The organism is Roseovarius tibetensis, assembly GCF_050896375.1.
Taxonomy (GTDB): domain Bacteria; phylum Pseudomonadota; class Alphaproteobacteria; order Rhodobacterales; family Rhodobacteraceae; genus Roseovarius; species Roseovarius tibetensis.
The window spans coordinates 21,227-38,959 of the sequence record NZ_JBPBBB010000003.1 but is presented as its reverse complement, the minus strand read 5'-3'; the positions used below and the strand labels follow the sequence as shown (position 1 = coordinate 38,959).

Genomic DNA, 17,733 nt, shown 5'->3' with positions numbered 1-17,733 from the left:
ATGCGTAACCCGATCGGCATTGCTTGGCTGGCGACGGTCGCCGCCACGATTTCGGAGGGCGGCACCCGACCCGGCGATCTTGTCCGAGACGGGGGACCACCCTCGGCGTGGGTTTGGTCCCCGATCCGAGCTTCCTGTTTCATGCGCCGTGGCACGGAACAGGAAACATGGGCGTGATGGGTGGATCAGGCGAAGCTCTCCATGTTGCCCAGCAGAACGGCCGTCATGTCCACATTCTGTGTCCCGCTGATTGCGGCTATATCGACGCCGCCAAGCTCTGGCACGTCGTTCGCCGAGGCCGCCGATACATCCTGATCAGGGTTGATGAACACCCATTCGGGGGCATGTTCGCTGTCCAGCCCGACCGCTGCGCGCAGCACCTCGAGCGCATCGCCCGCCGTCACCCGCGCGTCGCCGTTGAGATCGGCGGCCACGAAATCCAGCCCCTGCGCCGGGCCCCAGCTCGGGTTGAGACCGACCGCGATGCGCAGCACCTCTAGCGCGTCACCGGCAGTGATTTCTCCGGCATTGGTAAAGCCGAGCGTGCCGCCGACCTGTCCACTGGCCCCGTCACCGACCGACAGCGCGTAGGCGCCACCGCCCACGTCATCGGCAAGGCTGCGCGCCGTGGAGGCGCCCGCGGTGAAGCCGACCGAGGCCCCCTCGACCGCGTCACCTGCGCGGTCCGTCACGTTGATGTTCAACGTCGCCCGTCCCTGTCCGACATCGAGCGTCGGGGCCGTCGATGCGGTGTCGGGCGCCGCGACATCCTCGGAGGCGGCGCTGTCGATGAAGCCCTGGTCACCCGTCAGAAGGAAATCGAGAACGGCATTGTCGTAATTCACGCTGCCCGGCGTCAGGCCCGATGCCTCTGCCGCCTGTTGCGCCGCCGCCAGATCGCCCGCCTCGAAATCGTCGAGCGTGGTCAGCGCGCCCGGCTTCGCCGGATCGTAGAACCCGGCCAGCGATTCGCCGGTGTCGTAGGTGAACAGGCTGTCGCCTTCGGTATCGACGCGCCAGTCGTCGCGGTAGCCGCCGTAGAGATCCTCGAAGGCAAGCGGACGATCCAGGGCCGTGCCGTCGACGCGGGCGATGTCGTTGCCGATCTCACCGTCGCCATCACCAAGTAGACCCTCGACGCGGCCCGCCAGGTCGGCGCTGATCCGCACGCTGAGATCCACGCGGGCGTCGTGCACCACCACGGCGACCTGCGTGTCACCCTCGCCCAGGGCGCCATCCGCACCGGCAAACACCATCGTGTAGGTGTCGCCGTCGCGGAAAATGCGATCATTGCCCACGTCGAGCATGTCCCCGTCGGCGAGTTGTTGCGCGACACCCCCCACGGACAGCGGCGCGGCATCGGTGCTGTCGATCATGACCGCGTCGCCATTGGCCGCGCGCATGGCGATTGCCGCGTTGACCGACACGTTGTCGAGTTCGGCGCCCTGATCATCGGTTGCGGGTGTCATACGCGACTGGATTTCGAAACCGCCCACATCCTCGCCGGCCTGACCGCGCAGCAGGACATATTCCCCAACCGCGTGGAAATCGTACCCGAGGCCGTCGAGCGTCAGCAGATGCGGATCGCCAAGGGTCCATGCCGCAGGGCCCGGGGGCGGCGGGGGCGGGGTTGCCGCAGCCGGGTCCAGAAACTGCACGTCGGCGCTTGCAAGGTCCGCCGCGGTCACCCCGGAGAACAGGACCGAACCAGCACCGAAGCTCACCAGGGCGTCGTTGCCCTGATCCGTGGCACCCGCAATCGCGGTATCAATCTGTGCCTGATCAAGCCCGGCGACGCGCACAATCAGCGTCTCGGTCTGCGCGTCGAAATCCAAGATCGTGTCGTTCCCGCCGACATGCACGAAGGTATCCGTACCGCCCCGACCCTCGTAGCGGTTATCGACGCCCGTCTCTCCGGCGATCCGGTCGTTGCCGTTTGACCCGCGCAAATGCTCGAAGCCGGAAATCGTGTCGGTGAAGGTGCCGCCGCCGTTCAGCGTGCCGCTTGCCGTGCCCGCATCCGCATCAATGTCGACCGAGGTGATCTGGAAGGAATCGTAACGCACCCGGTCAAAGCCCGCGCCGCCATCAAGGGTGTCATCGCCACCGGTGGAGCGGAAGGATTCGGCGTTGTCGGAGCCGACGAAAGTGTCATCGCCAGCAGAGCCGAACACCTCCCAGACCGGGGCGGTGCCGCCGATCGTCTCGGCATTGCCGAACCCGTCATCGGCGATCATGCGCGTGCCAAGGTTGACATCAATGCCGAAGCCGTCGCTCATCTGGAGCCGCACCGCACCGATTGGATCGAGCGGGTCGGTGCGTTCGGTGCCGTTGCTGTTCACTATAATGGTATCGATGCCGTCGCCGGGCTGGATACTCATCCACTGCTCGCCCTCGGGCGAGACATCGAACGTGTCATCGCCGGAGGTGCCGACAATCGACAGCCCCCCCGTCGTCCAGCCCGCAAGAAGCGGGGCTTCGACATCGATGAACGTGTCGGTGCCAAGTCCGTCCTTGACCACGCTGCCGGTATTCGCGCCGCCATCGACCTGCACGTCTATGGTCGCGCCGATGCCACTGTAATAGATCCCGACGAACCCGCCCGGATCGGAGGTGATCCCGCTGAAGTCGAATGTGTCATCACCCACCGAAGCGACGACATTGTCGAAGCCGGGATTATCGCCGGTGATCACCAGATCATCGCCCGCCGTGCCGACAAGGGTGTCGTTGCCGTCCGTGCCTTGCACCAGATTGGGTCCGTTCGGCTCCATGAATTTCACATCCGCGCCGGACAGATCTGCCGCGCCGAGACCGGAAAAGAGGACCGAGCCCGATCCGAAATTGACCAGCGCCCCGTCGGCCGTATCGGTGGCCGTCGCAATCGCCCCATCCACTGTTGCCTGAGACTGCCCCGCCACGCGCACGACCAGCGTCTCGGTCTGCGCGTCGAAATCCGAGATCGTGTCGGCGCCGCCCAGATGCACGAAGGTATCCGTGCCTCCGCGCCCGTCGAGCTGGTTGTCAGTCGCATTTCCGCCGATTACGTCATCGCCGTTCGAGCCACGCAGATGCTCGATGTTGCTGATCGTGTCGGTGAAGGCGTTGCCGTTCCAGGTGCCGGTCACTTGACCTGCCGCGAGGTCGGCAGTGATTCCGTCCACTCCGGAGCGGTCATAGCGCAGCCGGTCAAAACCGCCGCCGCCGTCGATCGTGTCGTCGCCCTGCTGCGAGATGAAGCTTTCATCGGCACCGCTGCCGGTGATCAGGTCGCCATTTTCGGTGCCGCGGATTTCCCAGACAGTGCCCGGACCGGTGATGGTTTCTGTATTGCCAAACCCGTCATTGATGATCTGCCCAGTAGACAGACCGAGATCGATCTCGGCGCCCTGCGTGGCCCCGATGAAGGCAAAGCCGAGCCGGACGAAGCCTGTGTCACCGATATCGTAGCTGTCGGCGCCTTCGCCGCCGCGCGCCTGCATCCACTGATCTGCGCCTGGGTCAAGATTGAACGTGTCCGCCTGCGCCGTGCCGGCAATGCCGAGACCGCCCAGATTGAAACCGGCAATCAGCGGGTTCTCGATATTCAGAAGCGTGTCGAGGCCAAGTACGCCCTTGTTCACGGTGGCAGTGTTCGCCGCTCCATCAATATCCACGGTTATCGCCGATCCGAGATTCTCGTAGGTGACGAACAGGAACGCGGTCGACTGGTTCATCCCACTCAGATCGATCGTGTCATTGCCTTCCGTCCCGATGACCACATCCCCGGATGGCGAGGCATCGCCGGTGACGATCTGATCATTACCGGGTGTGCCGATCAGGACGTCATCACCGATTGTGCCGATAGTTCGGGATGGCGTGGGCAGACCGCCATCACCCGTCGCGACGTTGATATTCGCGACCGCCGTTGCATCAAGACCCACGAAGCCCAGGCTTTCACCCGGCGCAAAGCCGACAAGCTGCCGATTGCCCGCCCCGCCGGGATCGGAAAAGAAAGAGGAATTGGCAAACGCGTTCTCGACATCCTGCTGTGTCACGCCTTGAATGTTGATCAGGATGCTGTCGTGGTTGACGTCGAAGTCTGCAATTATGTCGTTGCCACCGCTGTAGACATAGGTGTCCGCGCCGCCTTGCAGGTTTATGAAGTCATCCCCGAAACCGCCGCCGACAGTGTCGTCGCCGTCGCGGCCTTCAAGACGGTTGTTGCTGCCATCCCCGAAGATCATGTCATTGCCCGACGACCCGCGCAGCCACTCGAAACCGGAGAAGGTGTCGCTGAACGTGCTGCCGTTTGTCAGCATGCCGGTCGCGGTGCCGTCTGCGGCGTTGATGTTCACAGACTCGACCAAGGAGGATTCGTACCGAAGGCGGTCGAAGCCGGTGCCGCCATGCACATCATCGTTGCCACCGGTCTTGCGGAACCTGTCATCGCCGTCGCTGCCGATGAAGACGTCGTCATGGGTCGATCCGCGGATCCCCCACGGTGTGTTGCCGGATATGATCTCGGTATTGCCGTAACCGTCATCGTTGATGCTGTTGCTTCGCAGATCGACGTCGATCCCGTTTGCCGCGTCGCGAAAGTCGAGCCGTACGATGCCGTTGCCAGTCAGCGCGATCTGATCCTGACCGGCGCCGGGTCTTATCTCCATCCACTGCTGATCGGCAAGATCGAGGTTGAACGTGTCGCCTGCTGCGGTGCCTTCGACCAGCAGTCCACCCAACGTCCAGCCCGCGAAAAGCGGGTTTTCCACGTTGACAAGCGTATCGGTGCCCACGCCGGACTTGACGACCGATCCCGTGTTGGCCGTACCGTCGATATCGACCGTGATGGCCCCGGCAAGCCCGCCGTACAAAAGCTCGACATAGCCATCGCTGGTGCTCAGCCCGCTCATGTCGATGGTGTCGTCGCCTTGCCCGCCTTCGACCTCGAAAAACTCGTCGTTGTCCACGATGATGGTGTCGTTTTCAGATGACGAGATGGTGGGCACGCCAAGCAAGCTTGTGAAGAGGATGTCTTGGTCCGGGCCGAGCGCACCGCGCGCCGGGCCTGTGCTTAGCACCAGCGTCTCCACATCCGCCGGTGTGGCGGGCGGCGTCAGAGGGTCCCCCCCAATCTGGAAGATGAAATCCTGATTGTTGGCCGGATCGTAAAACGCCAAGAGTGTGTGCGTGCCCTCGGTCGTCGTGATCTCGCCCAGAAATTCCTCCGCGTTATCGCTGATCGGCGTATTATTGATCGTCGCGCCCAGGTCGTCCGTGCCGCCGAGCGCGACTGTCGGGAGGTCCGTCGGGTCAGTCGCGTCAACAATGCTGTAATTCAGCACCGCCTGATCGTTCGGAAACGTGACCGTCAGGCTGGCGGTGCCAATGGAAACCGGTTTCTCGTTGGTGTCGTAGCCGATGGAGAAACCGGTCAGAGTGAATGTCGTCATATCGAACTCCTTGATCGTCGAATTGCTTTCTTGAATGGAACACATGGAAGTTAAGCCACATGAAACGCGTCCGATCAACTTTAAGTTGGCCGACGGGATCAAGTCGCCCGCCGTGTCATCATGACGACCCTGGGTTGGCCTTTCGGATCATTCCAATGCGTTGCCCCGAAACGCTTAACCGTTTTGTCACCATGTGACGGTAGACGGATTTTACTTTTCAACGCGTGGCGGACTGTGCAATAAAGTTATCAAAAGTGCGGCACGCACGGCAAACATGACCCGAGGGATTCCACATGACTTTCCACGAGCGCGACGTCGACACACCCGAAACCGTCAACCAGAAGGAGAGCGCGACGCGGATCACGGTCTCCAGCGAGGCGGAGCGGCGCGCGCATGTCGCGAAGTGGATCGCACGCCAGCACAAGACGGCCGCGGCGACGATCGGCTCGGCGATGCTGTTCCTGCCGGCCGTGGCAGGTGCGCAGACCGCGGGCGACGGGCTTGTGACCGCATCCGGCATCGACGGGGTTCGGGACGTGCAACTGCTCGATGATGGCAGCGCGCGCATCACCCTCGAGAACGGGCGCGTCCTGAATGTCAGCGCGGATGATGTCGTTGTCGGCGCGTCGGGCGAGGTGCAGGTGTCTGCCCAGGTTGCCGATATCCTGGCCGAGGCGGCTGCGACGGCCGGCGGTGGTGGCGGCGCGGCGGGCGCGATCGCTGCGGGGGGTCTGGCCGGGGCTGCCGGGATCGCGGCCGCGTCCGGCGGTGGTGACGATGGCCCCGCCGCCCCGCCCGAGCCCGAAGTCCTGAACGCGTCCGAGGTGCGGAGCTTCGCGGAGATTTTCGGACGCGAGCCTGACGCGGGCGCCGAACGCGTGACGGTGACCGTGCAAACGGGGGATGGCGAGCTGGAGCTTCAGGCGACGCAGGAAGAAGATGGCAGCTGGAGCTTGCCCGAGTTCCCGCAGATCGACGAAGAGATCACCTTCAGTTTCGAGGCGGAGCGGGACGCCGTCGACGACGAGGGCGAGCCGATCCTCGACGAAGAGGGGGACCCGGTGATCGAGGTGGTGGATTCCGGCACGGCCACCGTTCTGGTCGACACGATCGCGCCCACCATTGCCATCGATCCCGACATCGCGGGCGACGGCATTGTCAACACGGCCGAGCAGGACGCGGGCATCACCATCACCGGCACGACGGATGCCGAGGATGGGCAGGAGGTGACCGTCACCGTCGCCGGCGAGACCTATACCGGCACGGCGAGTGGCGGGGCGTGGTCCGTCGACATTCCCGCAGGCGATCTCGCGGCGCTCTCGGATGACGAGACGATCGCCGTCGAGGCAACTGTCGAGGATGCGGCCGGCAATCCCGCCGCCACACCGGCAACCGCGACGTTCGACACCGATTTCTCCGCGCCGACCATCACGCTCGATCCCGTGTCCGACGATAACGAGATCGGTCTCATCGACGTGCAGGGTGATCTCGAGATCACCGGCACGACCAGCGCCGAGGTCGGGCAGGAGGTGACCGTCACCTTCGACGGACAACAATACACCGGACTGGTCAACAGCAACGGTCTGCCGGGTGGGCTTTCGGCATGGTCGGTCACAGTGCCGCAATCGGCGGTAGAGGCTGTGCAGACCGGCGCGGGCGCGAACGGGCTGGCCCAGGTCGCTGTCAGCGCGACGGTGTCGGATGCAGCCGGAAACCCGGTGGCGCAGCCGGCCACGGCAACCGTCGATGCCGATTTCAACGGCCCCTCCATCACGATCGGCACCATCGCGGGTGACGATGTCATCAATGCCGACGAAAGCACGTCCGACGTCACGATTTCCGGGACGACGAACAATGTCGAGGCCGGGCAGGACGTGGCTGTCACAGTAGGCGGCGTCGCCCTCGCGGCCGTGCAGACCCAGCCCGATGGCACATGGCAGGCCACCCTGCCGCAGGCGGATGCGGCCGGGCTTGGTGACGGTGCGAGCGTCACGGTCGAGGCCAACGTAGATGACGCAAGCGGGATTTCAGCGCCGCCGGCATCCACCACTCTGGCCGCGGATTTCACGGCACCCGATGTCTCCATAGCCACACCGATCGCAGGCGATGATGTGCTCAACATTGCCGAGCGGGACGCAGGCTTTGACATCACGGGTACGGCCACGGGGGCCAAGGATGGGCAGCAGGTCATCGTTACGCTGACCGGGGCCGCCGCGACCACGCCGGTCACCGCAACCGGCACCGTTCAGGGCGAGGCCTGGACCGTCAGCTTCACCCCGTCGCAGGCGCAATCCCTTGCGGGCTGGCCGTCGGTCAATGTCGAGGCGACGGTCGCGGACGCCGCCGGCAACGAAGGTCAGGCGACGGAAAGCTTTGCCACGGATTTCGACGCGCCGACGATCACCGTGACCGATCTGGCCGGGCTGGTGGCGGGCGACGAACTGACCGCCGGCGATCTGGTGGACGGTCAGGGCGACCCGCTGACGTCGCTTGCGGTCAACGGCACTTCCGACGCCATCGGGCAGGACGTGACCGTGACCATCGGCACCCTCAGCAATACCGCGACCGTCGACGGGAACGGCGGCTGGAGTGTTGATTTCGACGCCGCGCAGCTTGGCAACGAGCTGTCGGGCGAGGCCGCGACGACCATCAGCGCCAGCGTCGAGGATGATGCGGAGAACCCCGAAACCGCCACGCTCGACCTCGCTGTCGATCTCACCCAGCCGGAGATCGCCATCGACGCGCCCGCCGACGCCACGGTCCTTGCTCTCGACGCGTTCGAAGGCGGGCTCGACGTGTCGGGCACGACCACGGGTGTTCCGGACGGCCAGCAGGTGACGGTCGAGATCCTCGACAGCACGGACACCGTCGTGGCCACCACCACCGCTCAAGTCACCGGCGATGCGTGGAGCGGTCGCTTCGACGCGGGCGATATCGCCGGGCTGGATGACGAGATCGAGTTCACCCTGAAGGCCAGCGTCAACGACGGTGATTTCCCCGTCGATGCCACCGACGATGTCGCCGTCAGCACCGACTTCGCCCCGGAAATCACCGTTGGTGAAATCGGCGACGAAGGCGTGCTGATCCTCGACGATATCGACCCGAACAACGTATCGGTGTCCGGCACCACCCGCGGCGTTGAGGCCAATCAGGCCGTGACGGTCACCATCCTTGACGAGGCGGGCGCAAGTATCTTTACCGATAGCTCCGCCACCGTGGATGCGAGCGGGATCTGGTCGCTGAACCTGCCGTCGGGAACGGTCGAGGCGCTTGAAGCGGGACAGGCCTATAATGTGCAGGCCGAAGTGTCCAATGCTGGCGGCCGCGAGGCGCAGGCGCAGGAACAGGTCGTCGCGTATGATGAGGGTGGTTTTGTTCTTGCTGAAACTGATCGCAGCGCAGGAATTGCAACTTTCGCTGTGTTCGGAAACGAGGAGGCATTCGCTCAACAACAGGATGATGGTTTTGACCTGACTTTGCGCTACGACTCGGATGCGCTTTCATTGCAGTCGCCGGTGCCAACACAGTTCAATAACGATTTTTCGTTTGTCTCAGGTCTACCAGACGGGAGCAACGCATACACTTTCATAGCGATCAACCAAACTGATCCATCAACCGGCGAAGCGGTTCGTGTAGAAGACTTCGATGTACCTTTCTTCACAATTTCTGCCGCACTAGATGATGCGACCGTGCCTTTGGAGTTTGAGTTAAGCAGTGACAGCTTTGGAGACACGAGTGTCAAAATCGGAACGGACGGGGTCGATAGCCTAGAGTCCGACAACGTTGACTCCGTCATTCAAGGTCGTGGCGGAGATGACGCCATCGATCTGTCGGGGGCCGGGGTCAACACCGTCCTGTTCGAGGCCGCCTCGGCCGAGAACGGTGTCGACACCGTCACCGATTTCAGCATCGGCGGGCCGCTTCCCGACCGGCTTGGCTTTGCCGATCTCGACAACACGACCCTGCGCGGCGATGGCAGTGACTTTCAGCTGTTGCCCGGTGGTGGCACCGTCGGGGCGGATACCGGCCTCGTCATCTTCTCGACCGCGCTGAACGACCTCACCGATGCGTCGGTGCAAAGCGCCTTCGACGGGCTGTCCGGTCCGGCCGACGGGGACATGCTCTATTTCCTCGCGTCTGACGGCAGCGATGCGCAGCTCTACGAGGTGCAGGTGCAGGCTGGCGCCAGTTCCGCGACGGAGATGGCAAGCTTCGAGGGGCTGGGCGATCTGTCCACCATGACTGATGCCAACATTCTGGGGTTTGACGCGACAGGCATCCCCGTTTGACATCCCGCGCCTGATGCAGGGCGCGGTGCAATCCCCGTCGCGTGGCGCGAACATGTGCGATGCGACGGGTCCAATACCTTTGGATGCGCCTCATGACCCCTGCTGAAACAGCCTCCGCAGGTGCAGCGACGCGCCTTGTTCCCGTCACGCCGGAGCGTCATGGCAGCCGCTTCTGGCGGCGGTTCGCGTCGTGGGAGTTTGTGCGCGCGCACCGCGCGGTTCCGATCGTTCTGGGCGAACACGAGCAGGTGGCCGCAAGCCTGCCGATCGTTTTCATGCGGACGGGGGCCGGGCTCTGGCCGGTGGCCCTCACGCGGTTGACTGATCGCGGAACATGCGCGCTGGTATCCCCCGGTGGCCAATGGCGGGGCAGTTACGTGCCCTCGATCCTGCGCGTCCACCCGTTCGGCGCGCGGCGCAACGAGGCCGGGGATCTGGGGCTTCTGGTCGACGAGACCAGCGGCCTTGTCACCGACGACCCGGACGACGAGCCATTCTTCACGCCCGACGGCACCCCGGCCCCCGCGCTTGGCGAGGTGATTGATTTTTTCCAGAAACGCGCCGCTGCCGAAACGAAAACCCGCGCCGCGATGGCCGAGATCGTCGCGCGGGCGGCACCCGTGCCATTCTCGGCCCCCGATGCTGTGGGACAGATGGACGTAGAGGGCCTGTTCGTGCCCGATCGGGCGCGGATCGACGGACTGGGGCGGACGGATCTGGGCGCGCTGCACCGATGCGGTGCGCTGGCGTTGCTGCAAGTTCAGGCGGTGTCGCTGCATCACCTTCCGTTTCTCGCGGCCGCAGAGGCGCAGCTCGACCAAGCCCCACGGCAGGGCCGCGACACCGCCCCCGCCAGCCCCGCGACGGCACCCGGTGACGACGCGCTATCGGGATTTCTCGATGCGCTGGCGGACTCGCGGGTACGCGATACGGGTGACGCGACCAGCACGGACGATGAAAAAAGCGACGATGTTAGCAAACCGTAGACATCTCAAGGGTTAACATTGACCCGTCGCATGCCGTATGAGGGTGGGCGAACCGGGCGGTGTGCCGGACACGGAAGGGCACGACGGATGAAATCCGTGGGCAGCTATATCGACACGGCGAGACCGCCTGCGGGCGCGGGGCGACCTGTGCTGCGCACCCCGGTTTTGGGCCTTGCGATGGCGCTCCTGCTTGGGGCCTGTGCGGAATCGCCCGATCTTGGTGAGCTTGAGGCGAGCTTTGACGCCCCTCGTGACCAGCGCGAGGTGCGCGTGTCCACGCGCGTCGCGCAGACGGATTTCGGGCGGACCGTGGCCCGTGCGGTCGAGACCAATCCGCGCCTTGACGCCTCGAACGCGGATGTCCGGGCCGCCCGGGCCCGCGAGGATGGCGAGGCGGGCGGATTTCTGCCGCGCTTTTCGCTCGGCGTGACCTTGGGCAGCGGGTTGACCGGTGGCAGCACCGGGTTCAGCCCGATCCTTGAAATCATGCAGTTGATCTATGACGGGGGCGCCACGGCAAGCCGCCAGATCGCTGCGCGCGCGCGGGTCTTCGAAAGCCGGGGGGCGCGTCTGGAAGTGGCCGCGGCCCTGTCGCTGGAGGCGGTCGAGGCGTGGCAGAACCTCGTTGCGGCCCGTGACCAGTACGATCTTGCCCGCCGCAACGAGGACGCACATCGGCGGCTGCTGGCCCAGGTTCAGGATCGCTCGGATGCGGGGGCCGGCACGCAATCCGATGTCCTGACGGCGCAGGCGCGGTTGGCCGATGCCATCTCGCGCCGCGTGCAGGCGCTGTCGGGGCGGGACCGGGCGACGGCGGTGTTCCGCGAGATCTTCGGCCATGGTCCCGAAACACTTGGCATGCCGCCGGCCGCGCCGACCCTCTCGGATGTGCCGGACGTGACGCTGATCGCGTCGAGCCCGCGTGTCCGCGGCGTCGACGCGTCGATCAAGGCCGCAGAGGCCGACCTGGCCGCGACGAAAGCCGCGATCTTTCCCCAGGTCGAACTGCGCACAACCGGCCGCCGCGAGCCGATCGGAAGCGGTATCGACACCGATATCGATCTGTTGCTGGATTATGACAGCGGTGCGCCCGATCAGAAGGCTGCGGCGATCCGCGACTCCGAGGCGCGTCTGGCCTCGCTTCGCGCTGACCGCGACGGCCTTGCCCGCGAGATCCGTCGCGCGCTGGAATTCGCGCGGTCCGATCAGCGCACCGGCCTTGCGCGGGTCGAGGCGGCGCGCGATGCCGTCCGCGCCAACGAGCAGACGGTCGAGGCCGCCCGCGAGGAATTCTCGATCGGACGGCGCAACCTGATCGGATTGCTCGATGCGCAGCGCGACCTGTTCGAGGCCGGGGAACGGCTGATCATCGCGGAACGCGAGCAGGCCCTCAGCGGGTATGTCGTGCTGGCCCTGACGGGTGACATCCTCGACGCCTTCGCGATCACGCTGCCGCGTATCGCGGAACCCGGCGACGAGGGCGCGGCGGATGCACCCTCATGAGTGATGCGCGCGTTGTCAGGCTCGACCAGGGTGACCAGGGCTCCGCTCAGGGCGGCGGCACGGACGAGACCACGCCGCTCGAGGCGTGCCTGTTGCACGTGGCGGCCTCTCTTGATCGTCCGACGACGCTTGCGGCGCTGCATGCGGCGCAATCGGGACCGCAGGGCAGCCTGACCGTCCGTGATGCGATCGTCGCCGCCGAACGTGCGGGCATTCAGGCCGCATTCGGCAAGCGTCGGCTGAAGGATTTCGACAGCACCCTGACCCCGGCCATTCTTCTGCTGGACGACAATCGCGCTGTGGTGCTGTACGAAAAGTTGTCCGGTGGCCGATTGGCGGTGTTCGATCCGGATCTGGGCGAGGGGTTGGGCGAGGTCGCGTTCGACGCGATCGAGGCGGTCTATAGCGGCTATGCGTTGTTGATGCGGGCCGAGCACCGTGAAGATATCGCGGCGCAAAGCGGCGGGCGACAGGGACACTGGTTCTGGTCCACGCTCGCACAGAACCGGTGGGCCTATACCCAGGTGATCCTGGCCGCGATACTTGCCAATTTCCTTGGCCTGTCGACCTCGCTGTTCATAATGGTGGTCTATGATCGGGTGTTGCCCAACGAGGCGATGGAATCTCTGATCGCGTTGACGTTCGGCGTCGGGATCGCGTTGTTCTTCGATTTCCTGATCAAGAGCTTGCGCGCCGGGTTCATCGACCGCGCGGGTCAGCGCGCCGACATGGTCATGGGACGGCGCATCTTCGATCAGTTGCTGGACATGCAGATGCGCGCGCGCAAGGGATCCACTGGCGCGCTTGCCAGCACCCTGCGCGAGTTCGAGACGCTGCGCGAATTCTTCACCTCGGCCACATTGGTGGCGGTGGTGGATCTGCCCTTCATCATCCTGTTCATCGGTGTGATCTACCTGATCGGGGGGCCGCTTGCGCTGGTTCCGGCGATCGCGGTTCCGGTGGTCCTGATCGTCGGCATCGCGGTGCAGCCGGTCCTGTCGCGCCTGGCCGAGAAAAGCTTTGCCGACGGACAGTCAAAGCAGGGTGTATTGGTGGAAACCGTCGCCGGGCTGGAGACGATCAAGGCCGCGGGCGCGCAGCGGCGCATGCGCGCCCGGTGGGAAGAGGCGATCGCGCGGCAATCGGATCACGGGTTGAAGAGCCGCGCCGTGACGCAATTCGCCATCAACGCGACGGCCTTCACCCAGCAGGCGGCGCAGGTGATGATCGTGTTCTACGGCGTGTTCCTGATCACCGCGGGCGAGGTGAGCATGGGGGCGCTCATCGCCAGTGTCATCCTTACCGGACGGACGCTTGCGCCGCTGGCGCAACTGGCGCAGACCCTCACGCGGTTCAATCAGGCGCGGACGTCCTATCGCAGCCTCGATGCGCTGATGCGCGCCGAAAGTGAACGCCCCGAGGGCAAGGGCTGGATCTCGCGCCCGAGACTGGCCGGCGAGATCGCCTTTGACAACGTGTCCTTTGCCTATCCCGATCAGGGCATCGATGCGCTGTCTAACCTGTCATTCTCCATCAAGCCGGGCGAGAAGGTCGCGATCCTGGGCCGGATCGGATCCGGCAAAAGTACGGTCGCGCGCCTGATGCTCGGCCTTTACGAGCCGCGCGCGGGCTCGGTGCGGATGGACGGCATCGACATCCGGCAGATCGATCCCGGCGACCTGCGTCGCAATGTGGGCTCGGTGCTGCAGGATGTATGGCTGTTCACCGGCACCGTCCGCGAAAATATCGCAATCGGGGCGATGCGGCCGCGTGACACCGAGATCCTCGAGGCGGCGCGCATTGCCGGTGTGGAGGATTTCATCAAGCGCCACCCTTCGGGATATGACATGATGCTGGCCGAGCGTGGTGAGGGTCTGTCGGGGGGTCAGAAGCAGGCAATCACGCTGGCGCGCGCCCTTGTCGGGCGGCCGCCGGTCCTGTTGATGGATGAACCCACCAGTTCGATGGATGTTCAGAACGAGGCCGAGGTGATTGCGCGGCTGAAAACGGAACTGTCCGATCGGACGGTGGTGATCGTCACCCACCGGACAAGCTTGCTGGAGCTGGTGGATCGGGTGATCGTGGTCGATCAGGGCAAGATCGTCGCCGATGGCCCCAAGAGCATCCTTGACCGGCGGGGACAGGCAAGCCCGAGTGCCGCGGCCGGATCGGTCCGCAACGAGGCCAGCAAGGGCGGAGCACCGGATGGCGCGTAACCATGATCTCGATAAACTGGCCCGGGAAATGCGTGGGTCCTCTCCGTTCCGGGGATCTCTTCTGCTGGCGGTCATCCTTTTGTTCCTGTTGGCCGCGGGGGTTTGGGCGGCGCGGACAGAGCTGGACGACGTCACGCGCGCCGAGGGGCGCATCGTACCATCGGGCGACGTACAGGTGATCCAGGCGACGGAACCGGGGATCCTGCAAGAGGTTCACGTGTCCGAGGGCGAGATCGTGGACAAGGGCGCGCTCCTGATGGAACTGGACGGCACGCAGATATCGAGCGAGCTGGATCAGGAACAGCAGCGCGCCTATGGCCTGATGGCCCGGATCGAACGCCTTCAAGCCGAAATCGATGACGAGCCTCTGAATTTTCAGGACACCCTGCTTGAACGTGCGCCGGAGGTGGTACGCTCGGAAACGGCGCTTTTCCACGGAAGAAAGGCGGAATTGGCCGACGAGATCGACATCCTCGAGCGTCAGCGCAGTCAGCGCCGCCAGGAATACGCGGAGGGGCGCGTCGATCTGCAGACAGCCCGCGACACGTTGGAGGTGCTGGCCGAGGAGCGCGCGATCATGCAACCTCTGGTAGAGCGCGGTGTCGAGCCCGAGACGACGCTTTTGTCGTTGCGTCGAACCGAGGCCGAGTGGCGCGGGCGCGAGACACGCGCGAAAGCGGCCCTGTCGCGATTGCAATCTGCGCTGGACGAGATCGACGATCAGGTGCGCGCCCGGCGCTCGCGTCAGCGGGCGGCGGCGCTGTCGGATCTGGCGTTGGCGACGGCAGAGCTCGCGGCGCTGAAACCGTCCCTGCCAGCCTTGCAAAGCCGGGCCGCGCGTGCCCGGTTGCGCGCGCCCGTGCGCGGCGTCGTGAACCGTATTCACCGCTCGACCCTTGGCGGACTGGCGCGTGCGGGCGAGGATCTGATCGAGATCGTGCCGCTTGACGACACGTTGTTGGTCGAGGCCTATGTGAAACCTGCCGATATCGCCTTCCTTTATCCCGGCCAACCCGTGAAGGTGAAGGTGACGGCATATGACTTTTCGCGCTATGGTAGCCTGGACGGGGAAATCGTGCGCATCGGGGCAGATGCCGTGACGCGGTCCGAGCGCGACGAGGAAGAGTTCTTCGTCGTCGAGATCCGGACCGAGGACAACATCCTTGATGCTGACGGGGTCGCCGTCGAGATCATGCCGGGCATGGTCACCCAGATCGACATCCTGTCGGGGCAAAAGACCGTGCTGGAATATCTGACGCGGCCCGTGGTGCGGGTGAAGGAAAACGCGCTGCGCGAGTGACGCAGGGGGACTGCGACATGCGCCAGGTCAACCCATGTCGGTCATGTTGCCCAGCAACATCGCGATGAAGGACAGGTCGCCCGCATCCTGCACCCCGTCGAGGTACATTCCGGCCTCGTATCGCACATCGCGTGCCGTTATCGTGCCCAGATCTGCCGACGCGTCGATGAATATCCATTCCGGGGTCGCGCTCGGGGGCAGCCCCACCGCGACCCGCAACACGTCAAGCGCATCCGCAGCGGTCACCTGACCGTTTCGGTCGATATCGGCCGCGATGTAATCCAGCGGCCCGGCCCCCGCATCGAGCCCCACGGCAAGGCGCAGCACGTTCAGCGCGTCGGATGCGGTGATCGCCGGGTCGCCGGCGGTGTGGAACCGCGTCAGCAAGAGCGTACCCTCGGGCGACGGAGGCAGGGTGAAATGGCCGTGCGTATCGGTTTGCGTGACATAGGGTGAGCTGCCGGTCGGAATAAGCGTGACGGTGGCCTCGGCCAGACCGAGCCCGGCCCGATCGACGATCCTGGGACCGTCACCCTGCGGCAGGTCAGGGGCGGTCGGGGTGTCATCCGACCCCATGCCGTCGCCGAAACCGGCATTGTTAAGGATCAATAGCCGGTCGGGCCCCTGCAATCCGTGGGGAAATATCTCGGCCGCCGTCAGGCCCGCGCCACTGTCCGATCCGACATGCACGCTGTAGTCCCGGTACGAGATCAGCGCACCTTGTGAGGTTGTCGAGATGTCAAGCTGCGCCACCCCGCGCAGCATCGGCCAATCCGACAGGTCCAGACGGTCGAGGCCGGGCTCGAAGTCGGTTATCCAGACCGGGCCGTCCTGCATGCGCAGCGCAAAGACATCCGCACCCGCGCCGCCTGTCAGGATCGCGTTTGCGGGGCTTGAAACGAGCAGATCATGCCCGGCGCCCCCGGTGGCGATCTGTCCCGCCACGCCCAGATCAGCCAGCGGCGCCGTCACCACACCCACCCCCGGATCGCCCTGCGAGCCGACCGTCACGACAAGCGTCTGGTCGATCACGACCGCGGACAGGGACGCAATGTTGTAAAGTCCTGCACCCTCATGGTGAACCAACGTGTCAAGCCAGACCAGCCGCCCGTCGGGTGACAGGCGGAACAGGGTCAGACCGTGATCGCCGCCCCCGGCCACGATTAGCACCTCGTCCCCACATGTCGCGCTGGCGAGGGCCTGGACACCGCCAAAGCGCGTCTCTCGTGTATCCGTCACGTGATCGGTAGGCTGCAATCGTCCGTCCGGGGTGAGTGCGATCACCGACAGGGACGCACTTCCTGCGGCAGCCACGATCGCCCAGTGTCCCGTATCCGTCCCGATTACCTCGAGGGCCGTGGGGTTGGCGATGCCCAGCCCCTGATCTGCCCCGAACAGCGCGATATCATCGGTGCCGACACGTGGCATGACCGCAAGGTGATCGTCGAACGCCCCGATGGCCAGAACCTGCGCCTGCGCGCCGCTGTCGATCACATCAAGCCCGACGGTGCCGGTCTGCCAGGCCCCGTCGGCCAAGGGGGCCGTGTCACTGTGGAGCGCCGAGGCCCGCAACATGGTGTCGTTGCCTGCCATGATTTCGGCCGTGACAGTGGCCTTGTCCATGCTGACACGGGCGCCGATGCTGCCATCCTCGGCTATGCGGTACCCGACAAGGTGATCTTCGGCCGCCCCGAGGAACAGCACGCGCCCGGTCGCGGTGTCCGCAAGGGCCAGTTTGCCTGTCAGTGCCGGGTCCACCACGTCGGAGAATATTCTGCTGTCCACAAGTGTAAGCGTCCCGTCCGTGCCGACACGGAACGTCATCACACCTCCGCCCGACCGGGTCGCGGCCAGAACGAATTGCCCCGCATCGGTGCGCAACACCTCTGACGCCGTCACGCCATGCGCGAAGACGTCGCTGCCGGTCCCCGACCGGCCGCGTGATTGCAGCCACATGGCCCACCTCACCTGATCCACCACAGGCGAGTTTAAGAGCGGGTGAAGACATGA

At 64.9% G+C, this 17,733-nt stretch carries 7 protein-coding genes; 5 read left to right on the top strand and 2 right to left on the bottom strand.

Annotated features, from left to right (window positions below; translation table 11 throughout):
• Positions 1-185: 185 nt before the first annotated feature.
• Positions 186-5,429, bottom strand: a complete 5,244-nt coding sequence (locus ACROSR_RS03145; RefSeq protein ID WP_432682318.1) for a beta strand repeat-containing protein — start codon at positions 5,427-5,429, stop codon at positions 186-188.
• Between the two features lie 293 nt (positions 5,430-5,722).
• Between ACROSR_RS03145 and ACROSR_RS03140 the strand changes: the two genes are divergently transcribed.
• The 5 genes from ACROSR_RS03140 to ACROSR_RS03120 all read left to right on the top strand — a co-directional run bounded on the left by ACROSR_RS03140 (position 5,723) and on the right by ACROSR_RS03120 (position 15,723).
• Positions 5,723-9,718: an Ig-like domain-containing protein gene (locus ACROSR_RS03140; RefSeq protein ID WP_432682317.1), complete on the top strand. Its 3,996-nt coding sequence runs from the start codon at positions 5,723-5,725 to the stop codon at positions 9,716-9,718.
• A gap of 92 nt (positions 9,719-9,810) precedes the next feature.
• A complete protein-coding gene (locus ACROSR_RS03135; protein ID WP_432682316.1) occupies positions 9,811-10,704 on the top strand; it encodes a SapC family protein in 894 nt (297 codons plus the stop codon).
• Between the two features lie 87 nt (positions 10,705-10,791).
• Positions 10,792-12,207, top strand: a complete 1,416-nt coding sequence (locus ACROSR_RS03130) for a TolC family protein (protein WP_432682315.1) — start codon at positions 10,792-10,794, stop codon at positions 12,205-12,207.
• A complete protein-coding gene (locus ACROSR_RS03125; RefSeq protein WP_432682314.1) occupies positions 12,204-14,423 on the top strand; it encodes a type I secretion system permease/ATPase in 2,220 nt (739 codons plus the stop codon). Before ACROSR_RS03130 ends, ACROSR_RS03125 begins: the two co-directional genes overlap by 4 nt.
• The gene (locus tag ACROSR_RS03120; RefSeq protein WP_432682313.1) at positions 14,413-15,723 is read left to right on the top strand and encodes an HlyD family type I secretion periplasmic adaptor subunit; all 1,311 of its coding nucleotides are present in this window, start codon (positions 14,413-14,415) and stop codon (positions 15,721-15,723) included. Before ACROSR_RS03125 ends, ACROSR_RS03120 begins: the two co-directional genes overlap by 11 nt.
• Before the next feature lie 27 nt (positions 15,724-15,750).
• Here the strand turns inward: ACROSR_RS03120 and ACROSR_RS03115 are convergent, their stop codons facing one another.
• Complete coding sequence (locus ACROSR_RS03115) at positions 15,751-17,679, bottom strand: hypothetical protein (RefSeq protein WP_432682312.1); 1,929 nt, start codon at positions 17,677-17,679, stop codon at positions 15,751-15,753.
• Positions 17,680-17,733 lie beyond the last annotated feature (54 nt).